At 47.8% G+C, this 23264-nt stretch carries 24 protein-coding genes and 1 pseudogene; 21 read left to right on the top strand and 4 right to left on the bottom strand.

What is annotated here, in order from left to right; all coding sequences use genetic code 11:
• The 19 genes and pseudogenes from L0B52_RS05555 to L0B52_RS05460 all read left to right on the top strand — a co-directional run bounded on the left by L0B52_RS05555 (position 1) and on the right by L0B52_RS05460 (position 17693).
• Positions 1-366: a DUF5368 domain-containing protein gene (locus L0B52_RS05555; RefSeq protein WP_235063749.1), complete on the top strand. Its 366-nt coding sequence runs from the start codon at positions 1-3 to the stop codon at positions 364-366.
• Between the two features lie 93 nt (positions 367-459).
• On the top strand, positions 460-1188 hold the full coding sequence (locus L0B52_RS05550; protein ID WP_235063748.1) for a glycosyltransferase: 729 nt from the start codon (positions 460-462) through the stop codon (positions 1186-1188).
• Positions 1182-2810 (top strand): glycosyltransferase family 2 protein, encoded by a 1629-nt coding sequence (locus L0B52_RS05545; protein WP_409202325.1) that lies wholly within the window; start codon positions 1182-1184, stop codon positions 2808-2810. The genes L0B52_RS05550 and L0B52_RS05545 overlap by 7 nt, the downstream gene beginning before the upstream one ends.
• A complete protein-coding gene (locus L0B52_RS05540) occupies positions 2794-3351 on the top strand; it encodes a hypothetical protein (protein WP_235063746.1) in 558 nt (185 codons plus the stop codon). The genes L0B52_RS05545 and L0B52_RS05540 overlap by 17 nt, the downstream gene beginning before the upstream one ends.
• Positions 3352-3392: 41 nt before the next feature.
• Positions 3393-4037 (top strand): O-antigen ligase, encoded by a 645-nt coding sequence (locus tag L0B52_RS05535; protein WP_235063745.1) that lies wholly within the window; start codon positions 3393-3395, stop codon positions 4035-4037.
• Positions 4038-4084: 47 nt separating this feature from the next.
• Positions 4085-5079: pseudogene (locus L0B52_RS09695) on the top strand (glycosyltransferase family 4 protein).
• Between the two features lie 69 nt (positions 5080-5148).
• A complete protein-coding gene (locus L0B52_RS05520) occupies positions 5149-5313 on the top strand; it encodes a hypothetical protein (protein ID WP_235063742.1) in 165 nt (54 codons plus the stop codon).
• 151 nt (positions 5314-5464) lie between these two features.
• Entirely contained in the window at positions 5465-6760 is a 1296-nt protein-coding gene (locus tag L0B52_RS05515) for an O-antigen ligase (RefSeq protein ID WP_235063741.1), read from the top strand.
• Between the two features lie 153 nt (positions 6761-6913).
• Complete coding sequence (gene msbA, locus L0B52_RS05510) at positions 6914-8674, top strand: lipid A export permease/ATP-binding protein MsbA (protein WP_235063740.1); 1761 nt, start codon at positions 6914-6916, stop codon at positions 8672-8674.
• Positions 8664-9458, top strand: a complete 795-nt coding sequence (locus tag L0B52_RS05505) for a hypothetical protein (RefSeq protein ID WP_235063739.1) — start codon at positions 8664-8666, stop codon at positions 9456-9458. The genes msbA and L0B52_RS05505 overlap by 11 nt, the downstream gene beginning before the upstream one ends.
• 150 nt (positions 9459-9608) lie before the next feature.
• A complete protein-coding gene (gene ndk / locus L0B52_RS05500; RefSeq protein WP_235063738.1) occupies positions 9609-10031 on the top strand; it encodes a nucleoside-diphosphate kinase in 423 nt (140 codons plus the stop codon).
• The gene (gene rlmN, locus L0B52_RS05495; protein ID WP_235063737.1) at positions 10032-11141 is read left to right on the top strand and encodes a 23S rRNA (adenine(2503)-C(2))-methyltransferase RlmN; all 1110 of its coding nucleotides are present in this window, start codon (positions 10032-10034) and stop codon (positions 11139-11141) included.
• Positions 11138-11890 carry a tetratricopeptide repeat protein gene (locus L0B52_RS05490; RefSeq protein ID WP_235063736.1) on the top strand — a complete coding sequence of 251 codons (753 nt, stop codon included), beginning with the start codon at positions 11138-11140 and terminating at the stop codon, positions 11888-11890. The genes rlmN and L0B52_RS05490 overlap by 4 nt, the downstream gene beginning before the upstream one ends.
• 2 nt (positions 11891-11892) lie before the next feature.
• Entirely contained in the window at positions 11893-12882 is a 990-nt protein-coding gene (locus tag L0B52_RS05485) for a RodZ domain-containing protein (RefSeq protein WP_235063735.1), read from the top strand.
• Positions 12875-14146, top strand: a complete 1272-nt coding sequence (gene hisS, locus L0B52_RS05480; protein WP_235063734.1) for a histidine--tRNA ligase — start codon at positions 12875-12877, stop codon at positions 14144-14146. Before L0B52_RS05485 ends, hisS begins: the two co-directional genes overlap by 8 nt.
• Positions 14146-14772: a tetratricopeptide repeat protein gene (locus L0B52_RS05475; protein WP_235063733.1), complete on the top strand. Its 627-nt coding sequence runs from the start codon at positions 14146-14148 to the stop codon at positions 14770-14772. The genes hisS and L0B52_RS05475 overlap by 1 nt, the downstream gene beginning before the upstream one ends.
• A 15-nt stretch (positions 14773-14787) precedes the next feature.
• Positions 14788-15948, top strand: coding sequence for an outer membrane protein assembly factor BamB (bamB, locus tag L0B52_RS05470; protein WP_235063732.1), 1161 nt, complete (start codon positions 14788-14790; stop codon positions 15946-15948).
• Complete coding sequence (der, locus tag L0B52_RS05465; protein WP_235063731.1) at positions 15949-17370, top strand: ribosome biogenesis GTPase Der; 1422 nt, start codon at positions 15949-15951, stop codon at positions 17368-17370.
• Complete coding sequence (locus L0B52_RS05460; RefSeq protein ID WP_235063730.1) at positions 17370-17693, top strand: BolA family transcriptional regulator; 324 nt, start codon at positions 17370-17372, stop codon at positions 17691-17693. Before der ends, L0B52_RS05460 begins: the two co-directional genes overlap by 1 nt.
• Before the next feature lie 4 nt (positions 17694-17697).
• Here L0B52_RS05460 and L0B52_RS05455 read toward each other — a convergent pair whose 3' ends face one another.
• The 3 genes from L0B52_RS05455 to L0B52_RS05445 are packed head-to-tail and all read right to left on the bottom strand — an operon-like array spanning position 17698 to position 19804.
• Positions 17698-18339 (bottom strand): GDSL-type esterase/lipase family protein, encoded by a 642-nt coding sequence (locus tag L0B52_RS05455; RefSeq protein ID WP_235063729.1) that lies wholly within the window; start codon positions 18337-18339, stop codon positions 17698-17700.
• Positions 18336-19172: a pyridoxal kinase gene (pdxY, locus tag L0B52_RS05450; RefSeq protein WP_235063728.1), complete on the bottom strand. Its 837-nt coding sequence runs from the start codon at positions 19170-19172 to the stop codon at positions 18336-18338. The genes L0B52_RS05455 and pdxY overlap by 4 nt, the downstream gene beginning before the upstream one ends.
• The gene (locus tag L0B52_RS05445) at positions 19172-19804 is read right to left on the bottom strand and encodes a trimeric intracellular cation channel family protein (RefSeq protein ID WP_235063727.1); all 633 of its coding nucleotides are present in this window, start codon (positions 19802-19804) and stop codon (positions 19172-19174) included. Before L0B52_RS05445 ends, pdxY begins: the two co-directional genes overlap by 1 nt.
• Before the next feature lie 137 nt (positions 19805-19941).
• Here L0B52_RS05445 and L0B52_RS05440 point away from each other — a divergent pair, with 137 nt between their 5' ends.
• Together L0B52_RS05440 and purU are read left to right on the top strand one after the other, a co-directional pair.
• Entirely contained in the window at positions 19942-20871 is a 930-nt protein-coding gene (locus tag L0B52_RS05440) for a bile acid:sodium symporter family protein (RefSeq protein ID WP_235063726.1), read from the top strand.
• Entirely contained in the window at positions 20868-21737 is an 870-nt protein-coding gene (gene purU, locus L0B52_RS05435) for a formyltetrahydrofolate deformylase (RefSeq protein ID WP_235063725.1), read from the top strand. Before L0B52_RS05440 ends, purU begins: the two co-directional genes overlap by 4 nt.
• 54 nt (positions 21738-21791) lie before the next feature.
• Here purU and L0B52_RS05430 read toward each other — a convergent pair whose 3' ends face one another.
• Positions 21792-23237: a bifunctional 2-methylcitrate dehydratase/aconitate hydratase gene (locus L0B52_RS05430; RefSeq protein WP_235063724.1), complete on the bottom strand. Its 1446-nt coding sequence runs from the start codon at positions 23235-23237 to the stop codon at positions 21792-21794.
• Between the last annotated feature and the right edge of the window lie 27 nt (positions 23238-23264).

The following is a 23264-nucleotide window of genomic DNA, read 5'->3' as shown; positions in this document are numbered from 1 at the left end:
ATGATGAAAAGTCTTGATTTTGCCTCTCTTTTGGCCGTGTTTCAGGAAATGTTCGGTGCTTGGTTTTGGCCAATGCTTGTCGCTATTGTGCTCATTACCGTGTTATTTCTTGTATTACTCATTAAAGAGCGACGTATCCATTCACGACGCTTGATGTGGGCGCAATTACTGGGTATCCCCGGCGGTATACTGGCTTTAGTGATTATGGCTACGGTCTCATCATCCGGCTATACCGATGCTGGCGGGCCTATTGATTGGATCATCATTGCGTTAGTGTTCGCGTTGGGATTTATTGGTACGGCTATTATCTATTACACCATTGTCGGTTGGCTCACATCGAGCAGACGGCAAGAACATGTATTTTAAATAGTGGCGAGCGGGGTTTTCTCGCTCACCTCCCTCCATGGCATCACACTGCTTTGCACTATATAATGGGGCATTGAGTTAACCATTATTCACATGTCGCAACGTTATATTCTTTGTATGAAATGGGGAGATAAATATCCCGCTGAATACGTCAACCGTTTGTATCGTATGGTCAAACGCCATCTCTCGCTGCCTTTTACCATGGTGTGCTTAACAGATAATGACGAAGGTATTGATCCGGCGGTGCGTTGTCTGCCAATTCCTTCGCTTAATTTGCCCGATGGCTTGCCTGAGCGTGGCTGGTTGAAATTGACTACTTTTACCCCTGATTTACACGGATTACAGGGCACTGCACTGTTTCTTGATCTTGATGTGGTGATCATGGATAACATCGATCATTTTTTCACCCATCAACCCGCACAGCAAGGCGTATTTATTATTCGCGATTGGAAGCGTCCTTGGCGCAAAGTGGGTAACAGTTCGGTTTATCGCTTTGAACTTGGCGCTTATCCAGAGTTACTCGAGGATTTTCGTGCGCGTTTTGCAGAAATCCGTCAACAGTTTCGCAACGAACAGGCGTATTTATCGTGGTATGTCCATCAGCACAACGAGCTCCATTATTGGCCAAGCACGTGGTGTAAAAGCTATAAATACCATGCTTTACGGCCATTACCTTTATCACTTTGGTTAATGCCGAAAAAGCCAGACTGTGATATTTTGATTTTTCATGGTGAAGTGAATCCGCACGATGCAATCACTGGCGGCGGTGGTAAATGGTATCGCCATATCCTGCCGGCACCATGGCTTAAAGAGTACTGGTGAGCGCAACGATGTGTCGTCTTAGTGTCGTGATGATTGTCAAAAACGAAGCGGATAACCTGCGTCTGAGTTTGCCATCGATCAAAGATTTGGCCGATGAAATCATCATATTGGACTCCGGCAGTAGTGATGACAGCCAAGCGGTTGCTGAGTCTTTTGGGGCTAAATGGTATGTCAATAGCGATTGGCAGGGCTTTGGTGTACAGCGCCAACGTGCGCAAGCTTACGCAAAAGGGCGCTGGATCTTGGCTTTGGACGCTGATGAAGTGGTCGATAAAGCGCTCGCGCAAGTGATTAGCCAAACAATTAATCAACAACCTGCGCAAACAGTTTATGGATTGAAGCGCTTAGACTATATTTTTGGTCATCGCATCGATCATCCGCGCTGGCGTGTTAAGCCTTATTGGCGACTCTATCCTGCGGCTTTCCAGTTTAACCTCGATCACGTGCATGAATCACTTGATGTGGGAAGTGCGCAAACTGAGGTGCTAGAAGGGTTTCTTGAGCACCATACGGCGCCAGATCCTGAGTTTCTTTTGCGCAAACGATTGGCTTATGCTCTAACCTGGGCGAAAGAGCGCCATGGCCGTGGTAAACGGGTGAGCGGCCTTGGTGTGCTGCTGCGCTCGCTATGGTCTTGGTTGCGGCAATATGTTATCAACGGGCGTTTTTTGCAAGGTCGCTATGGGTTTATTTATGCCGGTATTTTTGCCCAATACACCTTTAATAAATATGCTTTACTGTATGACCTTAATCATCGTTCAGACAGTTATCGCGAAGATTACCAACCGCACGCTATAAACCACCATAAATTTCCTGAACCCGCGGGGATGAACACACAAGATCGGCCAGCAACGCTGAGCGTGGTGATGATTGTTAAGAACGAACAAAAGCACTTGCCAGCGTGTTTGTACAGCTTGGGTGATTTGGCTGATGAGATCGTCATTCTCGATTCAGGTAGCACGGATCAGACGCAAAAAATTGCTGAGCATTTTGGCGCTAAATGGTTTGTGAATAAGGATTGGCAAGGCTTTGGTCGTCAGCGGCAAATCGCGCAAAACCATGCACAAGGCGATTATATCTTGGCCCTTGATGCTGATGAGCAACTGGATGCTCAATTAATTCAAGCGATAAAAGATTTACTTAAGCGACCAGTTGTTAATGACGCCGTTTTTGCGGTTAAGCGACAAAATATATTTTGCGGAAAAGCTGTGCATGGTAATGCTTGGTACTATGACCGAATCGTACGCCTTTACGCGCGTGAGCAATTTACCTATCATGATTATGATGTGCATGAATCTGTCGGTGCTCAAGGTGTAAACGTCAAGGTGTTGCCAGGCGCTTTGCAGCATTTTACCAATGACAACCTCTATCATTTTCTGGATAAGAATATTCGCTACAGTACCGTCTGGGGCAAAGAGAAATCGTCACTAGGTAAGAAAAGTAAATCTTCGGTTGTGCTTGCGTTAACAACGTTTCACGCATGGTTACGCGAATATATCTTTCGTGGGGCGATTCTTGGTGGTGCTTATGGGTTGTTTTTATCTGTGAGTGCAGCAGGGTATCATTTTAATAAATATATTATATTGGGTTATAAAGCAACGAAATATGATCTTGAAGAATGAATATATCGTTTCTGCTGTGAGCATTTGTCTCCTATGCTATTTTTTAGTGATAGGCGTTGCTAAGAGTGCTTATAATTACCCCGTTGGATTCCTCTTATTGATGACTATATTTTTATGTCGGAGGTGGTGGTCAGAACGCCCAAAAGAATCAATCATCACATGGCTATCAATAGCTTTCTTAATGATGGCTGTGGTTAATGGTTTTGATGCTTGGCGTTCAGGTATGTCATCTGGGTATACTTTTCCAGTTATTTATCTTTTCTTTCTATTGATATTGCGTTTCTTGTGCGTTTATCCACCGAAGATAGAATTACTTTTTTGGGGTGTTGCACTGGGATCAGTCGCTGTGGGGGTTACCACCCAATATTATATTTATTTTGCTCCAGATTTAATTCCTAATGGGCGTGCCTCACGTTACCTTAATCCTATCCAGTTTGGCAATTTATCTATGCTACTGGCAGTATTATGCCTATGTGGCTTATTGATGCGATATAAGAAAAAAATTATCTTTTGCTGTTGCTTCTCAGTATTGGTTGTATAGGGGCATTTTATGCAGCTTTATTATCACAAACCAGGGGGAGTGTGCTGGCATTAATGATCACTTTGCCAGTTATTTTGCTTATGTATTGGCAATATTATCGTGTGATCCCTAAAAAAAATATTTTACTGGCTGGCGTGATTATATTCATACTGATGGCAGTGGCTTATATGCTGCTTAAACCGGTTATTTATCAACGTTGGCAAGAAACACAAACTGAACTATCTCTTATTGTAGAGGGAGGCGGTAAAAATACTTCTATTGGTAATCGACTTGATATGTGGGAGTTTGCTTGGGAAGAGGGTTTGCAACATCCGCTTATTGGTGCGGGTTCTGAGCAAATGATGATTGATAAAGAGCAGTGGGTAAATGAACGCAACGCAAGCAGAAGAATTATCAAGTTTGGTCATCTGCATAATGAATTTTTAGATGCCTTTGCGAAAAAAGGGATTTTTGGATTGGGTGCGCTGCTGCTATTGTTTTTAATTCCATTAGGGTTTTATTTTTATCAACGCCCACAAAATGCCAAGCAGTTCGCTGTAAAACTAACCGCGGTATCGCATATTTCAATGTATATAGGCTTTAGTTTAACCGAGGTGACGCTTAACGTTTATAAGCTAGGTATGGTGCTCTATATTTTGCCGTTGTGTGTTTTTTTTGCAGTATACAGGTCACTCGATAAATGTTGATTATTATAGATGCCTTGTCTTTATGTTTTGAGGGGTGATGAGGCTATATGAAAATATTACATGTTCTTCCGACTAAATTGCCTGTACCACCACAAGGTTACGGGGGTACAGAAAGAGTTCTTTGGTCATTGATTGAAGGCCAGCGCGAACGTGGGCATAGCGTTCGTTTTCTCACAAAAAATAAAAATCAAAACGATTCGAGAAGTATTGCGTGGGATGACAATAAATCTATAGCACAACAAGTTGAAGGATGGGCTGATGTCATCCATTTCCATTTTCCGTTTGATGGCGCATTGCGCACGCCTTTTATTTGTACCGAGCATGGTAATTGCAACGAAGATAAAACCTATCCACAAAATAGTGTATTTTTATCACGCAAGCATGCGGACCTTTATCATGGACAGTGCTATGTTCATAATGGTTTGCAGTGGTCGATGTATGGTGAACCCAATATAGATCGCCCCGATGATTATGTACATTTTTTGGCTAAAGCCTCGTGGCGGGTAAAAAACCTCCAAGGGGGTGTGCGGATCGCGAAAGCAGCTAACAAATCGTTGCATGTCTTGGGGGAAAGCGGTATAACATCAAGCGCAATCCTTATCTCTATTTTTCACCTAAACTGCATTTTCATAATATGGTGGGTGGTGAGGAAAAGAACCGCTTAATTCGGCAGTCACAAGCGCTACTTTTTCCAGTACGTTGGCATGAACCGTTTGGTCTGGCGATCATTGAAAGCCTTTATTTGGGTTGCCCAGTTATAGCAACACCTTATGGTGCACTACCAGAAATTGTTTCTAATGAACGCATTGGGCGGCTATCTTGTCAATACGATGAATTGGCTGAGGCGGTAAGAGCGGTTGATCAATTTGATCGTCGCGCCTGTCATGAGCATGCAAAAAAATATTTTAATCACTTAACGATGACAGACGGTTATCAGCAATGCTATGAAAAAGTGATTGCTGGTGAAAAGCTGAATAATGAACCACCATTTTCCCGTGCTAAGCCCAATAACAAAACTGGGTTGTTGCCGGTAACAATATAATTAACATGATGTTTTTGAATAAAAACTCAGGATGGTTTAACCGTGTAACATGTGCGTGAGCAGGATGCTGTGGATATTTATAAGCGTTTAAGCGTCTACCTTAAAGGGTATTGGCGGATTTTTGCCGTAGCGATTGTCGCGATGATTGTGGTTGCAACCACAGCGCCAACGTTTGCTTATTTAAGGAAGTTGCTGACTAACGAGGGATTTGTTGAAAAAACCTCGATAAGATAGCGCAGCTACTGCTGGCGATTTTTGGTTTATTTGCACTGTGTGGTGCAATTCTTAGTGGTACTTATGGGTTATTTTTATCTGTGGGTACAGCTGGGTATCCTTTTAATAAATATGTGCTGCTTCAGCATAAAAATGAGTCGGGGGCAAAGTAATGGGCGTTTATCCTGCCAGTAAAAAAGATACGGTTTTTTTCTTTATCAATAGTGCCAGTATTTTTTTATTTTTCGCGCTATCGTTAAGCATAAAAAGTGGCTACAGTTATGGCCCTGCGTTACTGATCCTGTTTGCGCTGTTTTCGCTGCCTTGGTGGGCGAAAAATATACGTTTGCAGCGCGCACATTATTGGTTTTTGTTGGTTTTGCTTTTAAGTGCATTGGTGGGGTTTTCTGATGCTATTCGTGCTGGGGCCGATGCAGGAGATTATAATCGACCGGCGCGTTATCTTGCCTGTATGTTGTTGTTTGTGTATTTTACGGTGTATCCACCGCGAGCTCGCTGGATTTGGTGGGGGGTTGCGATTGGTGCGATCGGTGCAGGGGTGAGTGCGATTTATTACACCTATTTTAATATTCCTCCGGTTTGGCGCGCGGCTAAATATCTTAATCCCATTCAGTTCGGTGATTCTGCTGCATTGCTAGCCACTTTATGTTTGTGTGGTTTGGTTGCGACGTATAAAAAACACCATCTGCTTTTTACAATGCTCATTTTAGGTGCGTTATTGGCGTTGGTGGCTTCTATTTTATCGGAAAGCCGAGGGAGCTGGCTGGCGCTGATGATATGGTTTGTTGTGTTGATAGTGCTTGCTTTGTTTTATTTTAAAAATGCTAAAAACTATGGCTTGATCCTTGTTGGTTTTTTGCTGATTGTAATGGCGACTTTTTTTACCATTGGTGGTGAGACTACGCTGAAGCGAATTAACGAAGTCACCCAACAAATATCTTTGTATACCGAAAAAGGACAAGACCATAGATCGATTGGTGCTCGCCTGTCGATGTGGCGCTTTGGTCTGCATGAAGGGATGAGCTATCCTATTTTTGGCGCCAATCGCGCACAAATGTTGGAGGATAAAAAAGTTTGGGTAGCGGAAGGTAGGGCGGGTGAGGCGATTGTAAATCTTGGGCATTTACATAATGAGTTTATCGACCGTTTTGCCATTACTGGAATTGTTGGACTAGTGATTTTACTGGCGTTGTTTCTTTATCCGTTAGGTTTTTTTCTACGCAAGCCAACAAATACTCATTTACATGATCATTCTGCCGAACAAAGAATACTGGCGCTTAAAATGGCCGGTGTTACCACTGTGATTATGCATATGGGGTTTGGGCTCACACAAGTTTCACTAAATGCACATAATAGCGGCTTTATGCTCTATGTGATTCCTGTGTCGTTATTCTTCGCGCTACTTGCCGCAAAAAATACTGATGAGTATAAGTTGCGCTCATGCTAAGGTTTTTGCACTAAAAGTGCATTATTATCATCTGGCTCAGAACTTAGGCCTAGAAAAAAATTCTCGTGCTTAATTTGATAATAAGAGCTTTACTGCCATTAAGGGTATAATTAACAAAATGTTTTTAATCAAAAGACTTGGGGTGGCTTAATCATGCAACATGTGCGTGAGCAGTACGCTGTGGATATTTATAAGCGTTTAAGCGTCTACCTTAAAGGGTATTGGCGGATTTTTGCCGTAGCGATTGCCGCGATGATTGTGGTTGCAACTACAGCGCCAACGTTTGCGTATTTAATGAAGCCGCTGATTAACGAAGGATTCGTTGAAAAAAACCTCGATAAGATGGTGTGGTTGCCGCTGGCAATTGTTGGTTTGTTTGTTCTGCGCGGCGCGTTTAATTTCATCAACGAATACTGCACCAGCTATTTATCGAGCCATTTAGTGCAACAAATGCGCGAGCAAATGTTTGCCAAGTTACTGCTGCTCCCTGAGCGATATTATGGTGAACACAGCAGTGGGCGCTTGATGTCGCGAGTGCTTAATGATGCCAATCAAATTGCTGATGCCGGGTTTAACGCGATCACAGTGCTCGCTAAAGACGGACTGAGCGTGTTGGGGCTGTTGATTCTTTTGCTTTATCTGGATTGGCGACTCACCTTAATCACCTTTATTACCTTACCTGTGGTTGGACTGTGTGTGCTCTATGTCAGCCGACGGTTGCGTAAGTTATCACGCCTAAACCAGCAACAAATGGGGCTGATGACCCAAGTGCTCAGTGAAACGATTAATGGCACACGGGTGGTGAAGATTTATGGCGGGCAAGCGCGCGAGCGTCTGCGTTTTCGTGACGCGGCGAAAGGGGTGCGCCATAATTTGGTGAAGCAAACTGCAGCAAATGCGGCGAGCTCGGCGATCACCCAGCTGTTAATTGCGATTGCGCTAGCTCTAGTCATCTATTTTGCTGCACGACAGGCGCGCACAGAAGGTTTTAGCGCTGGGGATTTTATGTCCTTTTTGACCGCGATGCTGATGATGTTTGACCCAATCAAACGCATTACTGGCATCATGCAGTCGTTGCAGCGTGGACTGGCGGCGGCTGAAAGCGTTTTCACCCTGCTTGATGAGGGCGAAGAAGCCGATCAAGGTACGCTTACCTTGTCGAATAACGTTGGCGATATTGAGTTCAAGTCTGTAGTGCATCGTTATCCTGATGCTGAGCGCAACAGCATTGATCACCTCAGTCTGCGTATTCCGCAAGGTCGTGTTGTGGCCTTGGTTGGCGCCTCTGGCTGCGGCAAAACGACTTTGGTCAATTTATTGCCACGCTTTTTTACGCCCACTGATGGCGAAGTACGGATTGCTGGTCGTAATATTGGTGAGTACCAGTTGGAGAGTTTGCGCGCGCAGATGGCGTTGGTTAGCCAGGATGTGGTGTTATTTAACGATACGGTGGCCAATAATATCGCTTATGGCGTACTCGGTGAGCACGACGAAGCAGCGATTATTGCGGCGGCGAAAGCGGCGAACGCGTGGGATTTTATTCAAAGATTGCCAGCCGGCCTTGATACCGAGATTGGCGAGAACGGCCTTAAGCTATCTGGTGGTCAGCGTCAGCGTTTAGCGATTGCGCGCGCGGTATTAAAAAACGCACCGATTTTATTGCTTGATGAAGCAACGAGTGCGCTCGATAATGAGTCCGAGCGTTTAGTGCAAGAAGCGCTAGAGCAGTTGATGAGTGCGCGGACAACAATCGTTGTGGCGCATCGTCTCTCAACGGTTGAAAAAGCCGACCATATTGTGGTGATGGATGCAGGGCAGATTGTTGAACAAGGCAAACACCTCGAGTTGCTCGCTAAGAAAGGCCGCTACGCCGAACTGCACCAATCTCAACTTAGCGCTAACGATGAGTCTTGATTATTCGGCCTTACTGAAATCGATGTTAAGTACGCAAACTGCATCGATTGTCCCGCATAAACTCCCCGATGGTCGGAAGGTATGGGTGCGTTGTATCAACCGAGGTAATTTGCGTATCCTTTATACCCTACAAACGCTGATTGCGCTGTATCTGTTTAAAGTACCGTCTTTGCGTGGGGTATTTTGTAATCCCAAGGAAGCGATTAGCGATGAAGCCAATCGTCTGCGTGATCTGGAACAAGCCGGTGTCAATGCCCCAAGGTTGTTGGCACAACGTTCTGATGGCTTAATGATGAGTGATTTAGGGCAAGCCGATACGCTTGATCATCAGCTGCATGAAGCACAGGCACGGCAGCAAGATTTACTTGCGCTTTGGCAAAGTGGCTTGGTGGGTATTAATAGCGTGCATCAAAAAGATAGTTATCTCAGTCAGGCCTTTTCACGCAATATTTTAGTACTTGATCATGAGCGGTGGGGATTTATTGATTTTGAAGAGGATCCGCGCACGAAGCTTAGCTTAGCGCAATGCCAGGTGCGGGATTTGTTGTTTTATTTGCATTCGACTGTTTTTATGATCGATGATGTTGAATCTGCAGCGAATGCTTTTGAAGGGGTGCTTAACCAAGGCAGCGACGAACGCAAACAGTGTTTTATCGAGGCAAGCCGGGCGCTCGCAAAATGGCAGCGTTGGCGATTGATTGCCAAGTTAGGGCGCGACGGGCAGCGTATCGCAAAAGTGTTGTATTTTCTCTCGCTGATCTCAAAATCCAAGCATGACCAATAGCTAAAAACAGAGGGTGTTTTTGTTAACCCATGCTAAGGTTTTTTTGGCCATAAACCGCCATTATTTTGCGGATAATTTGCCGTCTGAGCGCTGTATTGTGCTACCATATTGTGTGTTTTTATCATAACAACGACTTGGAGACTATTTTTTATGGAACGCACCTTATCAATTATCAAACCTGATGCCGTGGCTAAGAATGTGATTGGCCAAATTTACACCCGTTTTGAGCAAGCAGGTTTGCGGATTGTTGCCGCGAAAATGAAACAGCTAAGCCGTAGCGATGCTGAAGGCTTTTATGCCGTACATAAAGAGCGTCCATTTTTCAACGATTTGGTTGAATTCATGATTTCAGGACCTGTGATGATTCAGGTACTCGAAGGCGAAGGCGCAATTGCTAAAAACCGCGAAGTGATGGGTGCGACCAATCCTAAGGAAGCGGCACCTGGCACAATCCGTGCGGATTTTGCTGAAAGCATCGATGCGAATGCGGTACACGGCTCGGATGCGCCAGAAACTGCCAAACAAGAAATCGCTTACTTCTTTACTGACAGCGAACTCTGCGCACGTAAATAAATGACCACCCAGCCAAGCAAAACGCATCTTTTTGGACTCAATCGGCAGGCGCTGACCGAATGGTTCGTCGCGCTTGGCGAAAAGCCGTTTCGTGCCAAACAGGTCATGAAATGGTTATACCATGAGCGCATGCTTGATTTTGATCAGATGACGGATTTGAGCAAGCCTTTGCGTGCGCTGTTGCATGAGCGCGCGCATTGTGCGCTACCAGAAATTATCGCTGATCAAATCGCCAGTGATGGCACACGTAAATGGGTGTTCCGCTATCCTTGCGGCAACAGCATTGAAACAGTGTTTATTCCTGAAGATGATCGCGGCACGCTGTGTATTTCCTCGCAAGCAGGTTGTGCGCTAGCGTGCCCGTTTTGCTCGACTGCGCACGAAGGGTTTAACCGCAATTTAACCAGCGGTGAAATTCTCGCCCAAGTTTGGCTGGCTAAATCTTTGCTGGGTTGCGGTGATAACGGCAAACGCGTGGTCACTAACGTGGTGCTGATGGGTATGGGTGAGCCGTTAGTGAATTTCAATAATGTGATTCCAGCCACCGATATCATGATGGACGACTGGGGCTTTGGCTTATCTAAGCGCCGCGTGACCTTGAGCACTTCAGGGGTTGTGCCGGCGATCAAACAGCTCAAAGAGGTCACAGACCTTAGTTTGGCTGTTTCACTGCACGCGCCTAACGATGCGCTGCGTGATGAGATTGTGCCGATTAATAAACGCTATGGTCTGCCAGCGCTGCTTGAGGCGTGTCAGGAATATGTGGCGCATAATGGGCAACATGGTGGTGTGACTTGGGAATATGTCATGCTGCGTGGGGTCAATGATCGGCTGGAACACGCCAAAGAATTGGCCGTGCTGCTCAAAGGGATTCCTGGAAAAATCAATCTGATTCCGTTTAACCCGTTCCCGGGTTCACGGTTTGAATGTTCAAAACGCAGCGATATGCTGGCGTTTCAACGCTATTTAACCAAAGCAGGCTTTATCGCAACCATCCGCAAAACCCGCGGTGAAGATATTGATGCTGCTTGTGGGCAGCTCGTGGGGCAGGTGAATGACCGTAGCCGTCGCGCGCTGAAACTGAGTCGTGAACAGGCAGAGATTGCATGAAAAAACCAAACCGTTTTATCGCGAGCGTTCTAGTGGTGCTTCTTGGTGGGTGTAGTTCGTTAGATACTACCTCGACAGGAGGAATTAAGCCCGATTACGAAAAAGCCTATCAGGATTATTTAGCGCTTGGAGCGCAATACCTGCAAATGGGGCGCTACGATTTAGCGGAGCCCAAGCTTAAGCGCGCGATTGAAATTAATTCGCAGCCGGCTGAGGCTTGGAATGTGCTTGCTGTGCTCTATGAAGAGAAGCGTGATATCGCCTCAGGCTATCAGGCGTATCAAAAGCTGATTTCCAGTCATCCTGATTACACGCTCGGCTTTGTTAATTTTGCGACGTTTTTGTGCAAATTTAACCGTGATCCAGAGCGCCAAGCGCTGTATCAGCAAATGCGCGGCAAGGGCGCAGAATTTCAGACCTTATCGTATATTATGCAAGGCAATTGCGAACGCAGTCGTGGCAATATCACCGGTGCTGAAGGGGCTTACCGACAGGCGTTAACCCTTGATAGTCAAGCACCGGGCGCGTTGCTGCCACTGGCTGAAATCGCTTTGCAACGCGGTAATGCGACGGCAGCGCTTAATTATTTGCGCATTGTCCATACCTATGTCGGTTATAGCGCGGAGAGTGCCTATTTAGGCATTCAAGCAGCACGACAGGTAGGTGATGTGCGTATGGAAGAAGATTTATTGCGGGTGATGCGAGCAAGTTATACGCAGTCACCACAGGCTCAACAATTGGGATTATAAGCATGAAAGACAGCGTGACATCATTGGATGAGTCATCAGCGGCGCTTGATATTGGACAAATCTTACGTCAGGCACGTGAGGCACGAGACATCACGATTGCCTCGGCCGCCATGCAAACCAATTTGCGTGGGGTAGTTATTGAGCAACTCGAAGAGAATAATTTTGAAGCGACCGGCGCACCAGTGTTTACGCGTGGGTATTTGAGTATTTACGCGCGCTTTCTCGAGTTAGAAGAAGATAAATTATTGGTTGCTTATAATCAGCGCGATAGCAAACAAGACGCGGGTAAATTACGCCTGAGCTCGGTTAATGTGCAGAGTCAGCAACGACCGTATAAACGCTCTTATACGCGTCAATGGGTGATGCTTGGGTTATTGCTTATCCTTGGTGGTGTGCTCATGACGCAGTTATTTAACGACCAGTCGTGGCTGATTAAACAAATTCAAGGTGCTTTTGCGACTCAAGAAGATCCAGTAAATAATGGAGAAGGTGCCAGTGATGAAGAAACCTCAGGGATTGTCTTGGAAATTGCCAGTGAACAGGAAGGGCAAAATTCAGGCAATGATACGCCGGGTTTGACCTTAGAAAGCGTTGGTGAACCTGTAACAGACGATACGACAACGCTTGAAAATAACGATACATTGAGCTTATCGTCTTTAGATGAGCAGAACGCCTCTAGTGCTGATGATATTGGTCTACTAAATGATACTGAAGGTGAAGCCAGTCCGCAGTCCAGCGGCCCTGCGTTGGTTGTGACCACCGCCCAGGAAAACTGGATTGAAGTGAAAAATGCGGGTGGTGAAATCCTGCATTCAAAGATTTACCAACCCGGTTCGAGTATTGAATTAACCAGTGATTCGCCGCGCTATTCGCTGAATATTGGACGCCCAGATGCGGTGACCTTAATGCTTAATGGCGAAGAGCGACCGCTGGATAATTTCCGTCAAGGTGGGCATACACGTTTGTTTGAGGTTGTAGTGAGTAATGAGTAATAGCGCTGCAATCCAATCGGTGCGCGGTATGCGCACCATCTTGCCACCAGAATCGGAAAAGCTGGCGCAGTTGAGTACGTTGGTCCATGAGATTTTATCGGGCTTTGCCTATCAGCCATGGTCACTGCCACTACTCGAAAAAACGGCTTTGTTTCAGCGTACGATTGGTGAAGAAACCGATATTGTGGCCAAAGAAATGTATACCTTTGCCGATCGCAAGGGTGAGAGCCTGAGCCTGCGCCCGGAAGCGACCGCAGGCGTTGTGCGCGCGATGATCCAAGAAGGACTGTTACAACAGCCACAGCGTCTGTTTGTCGAAGGGCCGATGTTTCGCTATGAGCGCCCGCAAAAAGACCGCTATCGTCAATTTACGCAAATCAGTGTGGAAGCGTTTGGTTATGCCTCGCCTGCCTTAGATGTGGAATTAATGTTGATCGGCGATGCGCTGTTTTCTCGCTTAGGGGTTCGCGAACAAGTCAGCTTAGAAATTAACAGCATTGGTCAGCTTGATGAACGTCGCGCGTATCAAGCGGATTTGGTCGCGTATCTAACGCAGCATAAGGACCAGCTTGATGACGACAGCATTCGTCGCTTAGAGACTAACCCGCTGCGGATTCTTGATAGTAAGAACGCGCAAGTGCAAGCGGTGCTCGAGGGTGCACCTTTGTTAGAGGATGCACTTGGCGAGGAGAGTCGCCAGCATTTTAAAGATGTTTGTGCGATGCTCGACGCTCTTGGCGTCGCGTATGTGATTAACCCACGTTTGGTGCGTGGCCTGGACTATTACAACCACAGCGTGTTTGAATGGACCACCCAAGCCTTGGGTGCGCAAGGAACAGTCTGTGCTGGTGGGCGCTATGATGGTTTAGTTGAGCAGCTTGGCGGCAAACCCACGCCAGCCGCAGGTTTTGCTTTTGGGATTGACCGTATTTTATCACTGGCTGAACAGGCCAAACCGTTTAGCCCACCCACGCCTTTAGTCTATGCGATCGCTTTAGAGTCGGCGCAACAAACCACCGTACTCTCGCTTTGCCAATCGATTCGCCAAGCTGTGCCTTCTGCGCGGGTAGTCTTTCATCCGGAAGTGCAAGGCATGAAATCGCAAATGAAAAAAGCCGATCGCAGTGGCGCGCACTTTGCCTTGATTGTGGGTGAAGGTGAAGCGGCAGAAGGCAATGTAACGATGAAGAATTTAACCGATGGAAGTCAGCACACAGTCGCACAGGCAGATGTGGTTGCTTGGCTTAACACACAAAGGGCTTGATGATGGAACGAACAGACGAAGAAACCGGTGAACTGGTTCGCGAATGGCTACAACGCTATGGCGTGAGCATTATTGTAGGTTTGGTATTAGCGGTTGGGGCAGTAGGTGGCTACCAATGGTGGCAAAGTGCGCAACTTAAACAAGCCTCTGAGCAAAGTGCATTACTTAACCAGTTAGGTGATGCGGTCGAGGCCAACCAAGCCCAAGAGACGCAGCGCATCTATGCTGAAATGGATCAATCTGCGCAAACTATCGGCCTTGCCCAATTGTTAATGGCTAAAGAAGCCGCGACAAATAATGATTTAGCACGGGCGAAAACGTTTTTAGGCGAAGCGGTGAATGCCAAAGATCCTTTAGTGGTTGATAGCGCGCGTTGGCAGCTGGCGAATTTAGAAATGCGCGATGGCCAATACGATGCCGCGCTTAGCGAATTACAGGCGCTCAAAGGTAGTGCGTACGCGAACCAGGTCGCGTTACTCGAAGCGGTTATTTACCAGCAGCAAGGCAATCTTGAACGGGCTGCTGAAGCGTATCGTTCGATACAAGGTGATGCAGCGATGTTAGCGCAACAGCTGGCCGCCGTTGAAGGTGAGCTGGCAACGGCCACTAATCCTCCGACTCAATAAACTCAGGAAATCTTTATGACAGCGCGAATTCTCTTGATATTAGCCTCAGCCTTGGCGATTAGTGCGTGTTCGCCAAGTAATTTTTTCTTAGGTGAAGATAATCGTCCTGAACCTAAGCCTTTACCAGAAACCAGCACACAAATTCAAAGTCCGGTGATCTGGTCACAAAGTGTCGGCAAAGTTGGTGCGGATCGTGGTCTGCGCCTGCGTCCTGCCACTGACGGACAGCGTCTATATGTGATCAGTGCCGATGGCAGGCTGAGCGCTTTTAATGCCAGAAGTGGCGATCGACTCTATCAATACGATTTAGATACCGATATCAGCGCGGGTGTGACCGCAGCACCAGGTTTGTTATTTGCGGTAACGCGTAATGGCGATTTATTGGCCTTGTCGGCAGAAAACGGCGAGCCGCGTTGGCGCGCTTCATTGGGTGAATCAGTATTAGCGGCGCCGAGTTATACCAATGATATGGTGGTAGTACGTGCGAGTAGTGGTGCTGTGTTTGCTTACCGTGCCAGCGATGGCGTGGTGCTGTGGCAATACCGCATTAGCGAACCTAAATTGGTCGTGCGTGGCGATGCTTCACCGGTGGTCGGTGGTGGTGTGGTGATTGTCACGACCAACAGCGGCCGTTTGGTGGTCTTAGACCAAGCCAGCGGTATGCCGATGGTGGAAGAACGTTTAGCGATTGGTTCAGGAAATAACGATGTGCAGCGCCTGGTGGATATGGACGCAACCCCGAAAATCAACGGCAGCACGCTGTTTGCCTCAGCATTTCAAGACGAAACCTTTGCGGTGAGTTTAGAAGGCGGCAATATATTGTGGCGTCAACCACAAGCTGCGACCGCACAAGATTTTGCGATGTCGCCGGATGGACTATTTTTGGCCAATGACATTGATCATGTGATTGCGCTCAATCAAAATGATGGCAGCATCCGTTGGCAAAATGATGCCTTAGAAGGGCGTTACCTCTCGCCATTAGTGGCGATTCCACCAGGGATCGTTGGTGGCATCGATGGTGAAGGGTATTTGCATTGGTTTGATAGTCGTGATGGCCGTTTAATCGGGCAAAATAAGATAGGATCGACCTATGCGCTAAGCGAGCCGGTTGTGCTTAACAGCGGCATTGCTTGGCAGCTTGCTGATGGTAAATTGGTTGTGGTGGCACCGCGCTAAATGAACGAATACAATGAACAGAACGGCGGCGAGAACACGCTCAGCACGCCAAGTTATCGGCTACCACGTCTGGCCTTAGTCGGGCGACCCAATGTTGGTAAATCCACGCTATTTAACGCACTCACGCGCAGCCGTGATTCGATTGTTAGCGATACCCCAGGTCTCACCCGCGACCGCAATTACGGTCTGGCGGATCTTGAAGGGCGTCAGGTACAGGTGATTGATACTGGTGGGCTGCTGCGCGAAGAAGAAGCGGATATTGATTTTCGTGTCGATAAGCAGGCACGAGAAGCAGTCATAGAAGCCGATGTTGTGGTCTTGGTGGTTGATGCACGCGAAGGTTTGACCGCGGTGGATGAATCGATTGTGCAAGAGCTACGCCGGAGCCAGAAACCGTTGATTGTTGCGGTTAATAAAACTGATTTTGCTGATCCTGATGTCCTGCTTGCTGATTTTTACGCACTTGGCTTTGCCAATGTACTCGCGATTGCTGCAGTGCATCGTCGCGGTTTGCGTCAACTCGGTTCACGAATTATCGAATTACTCGATGGCTTGCCGGAAGAGCAATTTCTGCTTGATGAAGAAGAGGCGCATCTTGCGCAGCATGAATTAAGCGGGATTGCTCTAGCGGTGGTTGGACGGCCTAATGCCGGTAAATCGACCTTGCTCAATCGCTTGATTGGTGAAGAACGCCTGGTGGCCAGCCCGGTTGCTGGGACAACGCGTGATGCAATTGCGATTCCCTATACCGATCGTGATGGTGAAACCTTTACCCTGATTGATACCGCCGGTATTCGTCGTCGTGCGCGCGTCTCAGATAAGGTGGAAAAATTCAGTGTGGTTAAGAGTTTAGATGCGATTGACCGCGCCAATGTGGTGTTGCTTTTGCTCGATGCACACGAAGGCGTCAGCGATCAGGACGCACATTTACTTGGCGAGATCGTAAAACGTGGGCGTGCTCTGATTATCGCGATCAACAAATGGGATCATCTCGATGAGGATCAGCGCCGTGACGTGCAAACGCAATTTGAGCGTAAACTGCGCTTTGTCGATTACGCACAGGTGTTTTATATTTCTGCGCTGCATGGCAGTAATATTCGTCAGCTGTTACCGGCGGTTAAAAAAGTCTATCACGCTGCGATGCGCGAACTTTCGACCAACAAACTCACCGAAGCATTGAATGCCGCGTATCGACGCCACCAACCGCCGTTGGTTAATGGCTACGCGATTAAGCTGCAATACGCGCACCAAGGTGGGCGTAATCCACCGCATATTATTATTCATGGTTCGAGAACAACCAACGTTCCGGCGAGTTATGAGCAGTATTTGAGTAAATTTTTCCGTCGCCATTTTCAGCTTGATGGGACGCCGGTGCGTATCAGCTTCCGTGACAAACACAATCCGTATAACGAGCGTAAGTAGTGCCGACACCGATTGCTGATGCTATCAACGAAGCCTTGCGCGCGTTATCACCAAAGCATCTTGATGTGCTTAATGAATCCGCGCAACACGCTCATTATCAGCCGGGTGCTGAAACGCATTTTAAAGTGACGGTGGTTAGTGAGGATTTCTCAGGGTTATCACGGGTTCGTCGGCATCAAAAAGTTTATCAGTGCGTCAACCCGTTATTAAAGCAAGGTGGCGGCGAGGTGCATGCGCTAGCGCTCCATACTTATACACCCGAAGAGTGGCAGGCTCGCGCGCAAAAAGGTCCGGATAGTCCACCGTGTGCCGGACAACGTTAAGCTTCTAAAGATAACCGACTACTTGCAAAAACTGATACAGCGCACGGGCGAACTGACGATAGCCATCAGCGTTGGCGTGGATTTCATCGGATTTAAGCGCCTCATCCGATAAAATCTGTGACCACTGATCAGCAAACAGTGCGAGGTCGTGTGAGGCGGCAAGCTCAGCGTAGATCGGGTTATCGCGTGCAATCCCTATCATATTGCTCGCACTAAAATGCGGTTCGGCAATCAAAAGCACAGCGATATCTGCCTGTGCTAAAGCCTCTATAGTCTGCGCTATATGGCGCTTTGTGGCTTGTGGATCAACGCGCTGTAACACGTCATTACCACCCACACCCAATAAGACCAAATCCGGATGTATGGCAATCACCGCATCTATTCTTGCCAACACATCTGCTGAAGTATCGCCATTAACCCCCATATTGATGACTTCTAATTCTGATAATTCAGCGAGAACGGCAGGATAGTCTTGGCCGCGCAGCGCGCCAAAGCCATAGGTTAATGAGTCGCCTAGGGCGACGATACGCGCGTTATTGGGTAGTGGCGGCTGTTGTGCTATAGGTTCATCGCTGCGAAACAGCCATAAAATAGCTGCCAATCCAGCACAAAGTGCGAGAATCAGCAGGTTGCGACGGTTGATCATGCCCTAGGCGGCAGTAATAATTCGCCTAAATTGTCAGCAGCGGTCTGGCGCATCGCTCGGATGACATAATCGGCGGCTTGTTCTGCAGCTTCGCGTAAGGTTTTGCCATCGAGTAAGGCCGCAGTGAGTGCCGCATTAAACGTATCGCCGCTGCCTCTAACGTTACAATCCACCCGAGGATGGTGGAATGAGTCAACGCTGTCTTTGGTGACAATCAGAATGCTGATCTGATCAGCGGGGGTGTCATCTAAGCAGGCGCTGGTAACCACCAACGCGCGTAGGTGATCGTGTAATAGGCTGCGTGCGCCGTTAACCAATGCTTTTGTACTGGTTAATGGGGTGCCGCCAGTCAAGTATTCAACCTCAAAATGATTCGGGGTAAGAATATCAGCGGCATAAATCAGCGTATCACGGTAGGCACTGGCGAGGTTAGGGTCAACGTATAGGCCGCTATCGCTATCGCCCATCACGGGATCAATACAGGCAATCATCTCGGGGTGTTTCTGTCGTTGTTCGCCGATCCAGTCGCTCAAGATGAGCGCTTGCGATGGTGCGCCAAGATAGCCGGTAATGATTGCTCGTAACGGCTCAATCGCGCCACGCAAATCAATATCACGTAAATAGCCGGCAAACCATTCATCGCTGATGATTCCACCAGCGTTGGTGCCATAAAATGGGGTGTTACTTAACAGTACGCTCGGAACAGCAATCGCGCGATGGCCTAAATCGTCTAATGTTGGCATCGCCGCATTATTGCCGACTGTGCCGTAAATGACTTGCGACTGCACAGAGACGATGTGATAGGTAAGCGGATTGAAGTGGCTATAATCCATTAGGGTTCCTTGTGACGAGTGAGATTAGGCAAATGCCAATCACGGTAAAAAGACAGCATGCGAATCAGCACAATCAATAACATGATGGCAAAATCGCGTAACCAGTCGGCGGCGTTGAGGCTATCAAGCAATAACCATACGATACCACCAATAATCACTGCAGAAATATAAATTTCACGATGCAGCACCAGCGGTATCTTGCGACAAATAATATCACGTAATACCCCGCCCATAACAGCCGTTACCACACCCATAAACACGATAATTGCTGGATTCATGCCATAGTCGTGCGCTGCGTTAAAGCCAATAACCGAAAAGGCGGCTAAACCAATCGCATCAAACCAGCGTAGCGGGTGATCCAGGCGCTCAACGCGATGATAGAAGATTTGCACCAGTAAGGCGGTGGCTGTGATGACAATCAAATAGGTTAAATCGCTCAACCAAAACAGCGGATGACGGTCGATCAACACATCACGCAGCGTTCCGCCACCAATCGAACCAGCAACGGCGACCATAATCGCGCCGGCGGCATCTAAATGCACACGTTTAGCAAGAACGCTTGCCGCCACACTACAGGCAAAAACGCCAATAATATCGAGAATATAAATAATGGTTGAGGGCGATGAAAGCATGGTTTATTTCAGCTGGTTTGGCGGTTGATTTGTGGCTGCTCATCGTATCGCGGAATGCTGATCAGCGCTAGAGTATTGCGTCGATTGTTGCTTATGCGTACTATTGAACATTATTGTTTTTTAATATGGAGGTATGGATGCGGGCTTTGGCACAATTTTCAGCTTGGGTAGGGCGAACATTCGCTTTGTGGGCAGTATTATTAGGACTGGCAGGATTCTTCTTTCCTGATCTTTTTACACCGCTTAAAAGTTTGATCGTTCCCGCGTTAGGCGTGGTGATGTTTGGGATGGGCCTGACCCTCAAAGTGGAAGATTTTGCGGAAATTGCCAAAAGGCCGCGGCAAGTGCTGGTTGGTTTGGCCGCGCAATTTGTGATCATGCCGTTACTCGCGCTACTTCTGGTGCGTGTGTTTAACCTCGATCCTGCAGTGGCTCTTGGGGTGATCTTGGTCGGCTGTTGCCCTGGCGGGACCTCAAGTAATGTGATTACCTTTCTCGCTAAAGGCGATGTCGCGCTGAGTGTGACGATTACCTCATTTTCAACCGTGCTTGCCCCGCTACTAACGCCACTGTTGCTGCAATTCTATGCCGGTGAATTAATTGATATTGAATTGTTATCGATGATGATCACAGTAGCAAAAATTGTCTTATTGCCGATCATTCTAGGGGTGATTGTACACCGGTTATTGGGTGAGAAAATTCAGCCAGCGATTGATGTGTTGCCGTTGGTTTCGGTGGTGGCGATCGTGTTGATTGTGGCGATTGTCGTTGCGCTGTCGCACACAAAAATTGCCGAAAGTGGCTTGCTGATTTTCGCAGTCGTTGTACTGCATAATATACTTGGTTACGCGCTAGGCTATTTGTTAGCGAGATTCAATGGTTTTAGCTACGCGCAACAGCGCGCGATTATGGTGGAAGTCGGGATGCAAAATAGTGGTTTGGGTGCGGCGCTGGCGAGTAAGTATTTTACCCCTGAAGCGGCTGTGCCGAGTGCGTTATTTAGTGTTTGGCACAACATCAGTGGTGCGTTGCTTGCGAGCTTCTGTGCGAAAAAGGAAGAACGATGAATCCTGCGTATTGCTATGTTTTGACGCTTTCTTGCCCAGATAAACCCGGCATCGTGCATGCGGTATCGGGCTTTTTGAGCACCCGCGGCATTAATATTCTGACCTCAGCGCAATATGGCGATGAGGCGTCGCAGCAATTTTTTATGCGCGTCAAGGTTGATGCCAGCGCCGCAAAAATGGATCTAGCAACTTTAGAATCCCAGTGGGCCGCAGTTGCCAAAGAGTGGCAGATGGAAGCGACTTGGCACGCCTTGGCTGAAAAAACACGCGTTATGCTGATGGTCTCTAAAGCAGGACATTGCTTGAACGATCTGTTGTTTCGTTGGCAGGAAGGCTCGTTGCCGATTGACATTGTTGCGGTCGGCAGCAATCATGATAAGTTTCGTTCGGTGTGTGAGGCCCACGATTTGCCGTTTTATCATTGGCCGTTGACGAGCAAAGACGATAATAACCGTGCTGAACAAGAAGCCAAGCTTAAAGTCGCTGTTGAGACGCACAACGTTGATCTGGTCGTGCTTGCGCGCTATATGCAAATCCTCTCACCAGATTTATGCGCGTTTTTAAACGGACGAGCGATCAATATTCACCATTCATTTTTACCCAGCTTCAAAGGCGCGCGACCGTATCATCAGGCGCATGCGAAAGGGGTGAAGCTGATTGGCGCAACCGCGCATTATGTGACCACCGATCTCGATGAAGGCCCGATTATCGAGCAGGATGTCGCGCGAGTGAACCACAGTATGGACGCCGCGAAGCTGACTGAAATTGGTCATGATATTGAGCGTTTGGTGCTTGCGCGTGCGCTACGCTCACATTGCGAGCATCGCGTACTGCGTAATGGCAATAAAACAGTAGTATTTGCTTAAGTCAAAGTCATCGAGCCGAGATAAAACCCTCTCGGCTCGAAGGATTGATTGCTTTTAACGCACCCACAGCGCCATAAATTCGTTAACCGGTGTGCTGGCAAGCTTCTCTTGATCGTCACACAGGGCAATCAACGCATCGGCGTTTTTCTGTGAGAGTTTAGCGCGAATGCTGCGCGCGAACTTTTCTTCCAAGACCGGAATGCCTTCGTCACGACGGCGGCGGTGACCAATCGGATAATGTACTTCCACTTTATCTGTCGCGCTGCCATCTTTAAAAAAGACCTGTACGCTGTTGGCGATCGAGCGCTTATCTGCATCCAAATAATCTTTGGAATAGGTGCTATTTTCGCTGACGGTCATCTTATCGCGTAAGCTATCGATGCGCGGATCGTTAGCGACTTCATCTTCGTAATCAGCAGCGGTTAAGCGTCCGAAAATCAGCGGCACAGCGACCATATACTGCAGGCAGTGATCGCGATCAGCCGGGTTGGCTAATGGGCCGGATTTATCGATGATGCGGTAACCAGCTTCCTGCGTTTCTAGCTCAATGCGTTCGATCTCATCTAAGCGGTCTTTAACCTGCTCGTGCAAGGTCATTGCGCATTCGACTGCGGTTTGCGCGTGAAACTCTGCCGGGAACGAAATCTTAAACAGTACATTCTCCATCACATAGCTGCCAAAATCGCGGGTGAAAGCGAAAGGTTTGCCTTTAAACAGCACATCGTAATAGCCCCAATTTTTCGCACTTAGCGCTGAAGGGTAGCCCATTTCACCACTTTGTGCGATAAGCGCTAGGCGAACCGCGCGACTGGTCGCGTCACCGGCTGCCCAACTCTTGCGCGAACCGGTGTTTGGTGCGTGACGATAGGTGCGCAGTGCACCGCCATCAATCCACGCATTCGATACCGCATTTAATGCTTCCTCACGACTCAGGCCGAGGAGTTTGCTAACCACCGCGGTGGAGGCAATGCGTACGAGTAAAACGTGATCAAGACCGACTTGGTTAAAGCTGTTTTCCAGTGCAATGATGCCCTGGATTTCGTGTGCTTGAATCGCCGCAGTGAGCACGTCTTTCATGGTGAGTGGGGCTTTGTTTTCAGCGATGTTACGACGGCTGACATAATCAGCAACCGCTAAAATACCACCTAAATTATCTGATGGATGTCCCCATTCAGCAGCCAGCCACGTATCGTTAAAATCGAGCCAGCGAATCATCGCCCCAATATTAAACGCCGCCATCACCGGATCGAGTTCGTACGCGGTACCAGGGACGCGTGCACCGTTAGTGAGCGTTGCACCTGGTACAACCGGGCCAAGCAACTTAACGCACGCTGGGTAATCGAGCGCCTGCATCGCGCAGCCTAAGCTGTCCATTACACAGTAACGCGCGGTGCGGTAGGCTTCTTCGCTGTTAATATCAGTGTCATAGACGTAGTTGGTGATGTTTTGTAACACGTCGTCAAATTCGGGGCGCTCTGTGGTTTTGATGCCAATAGACATAGGGGTTCCTTTAATCAAAAAATTAAT

Origin of the sequence: Suttonella sp. R2A3 (assembly GCF_021513215.1) — a bacterium.
Taxonomy (GTDB): Bacteria; Pseudomonadota; Gammaproteobacteria; order Cardiobacteriales; family Cardiobacteriaceae; genus JAHUUI01.
Note: the sequence above shows the minus strand (reverse complement) of the source record. Positions and strands in the feature narration are given on the sequence as shown.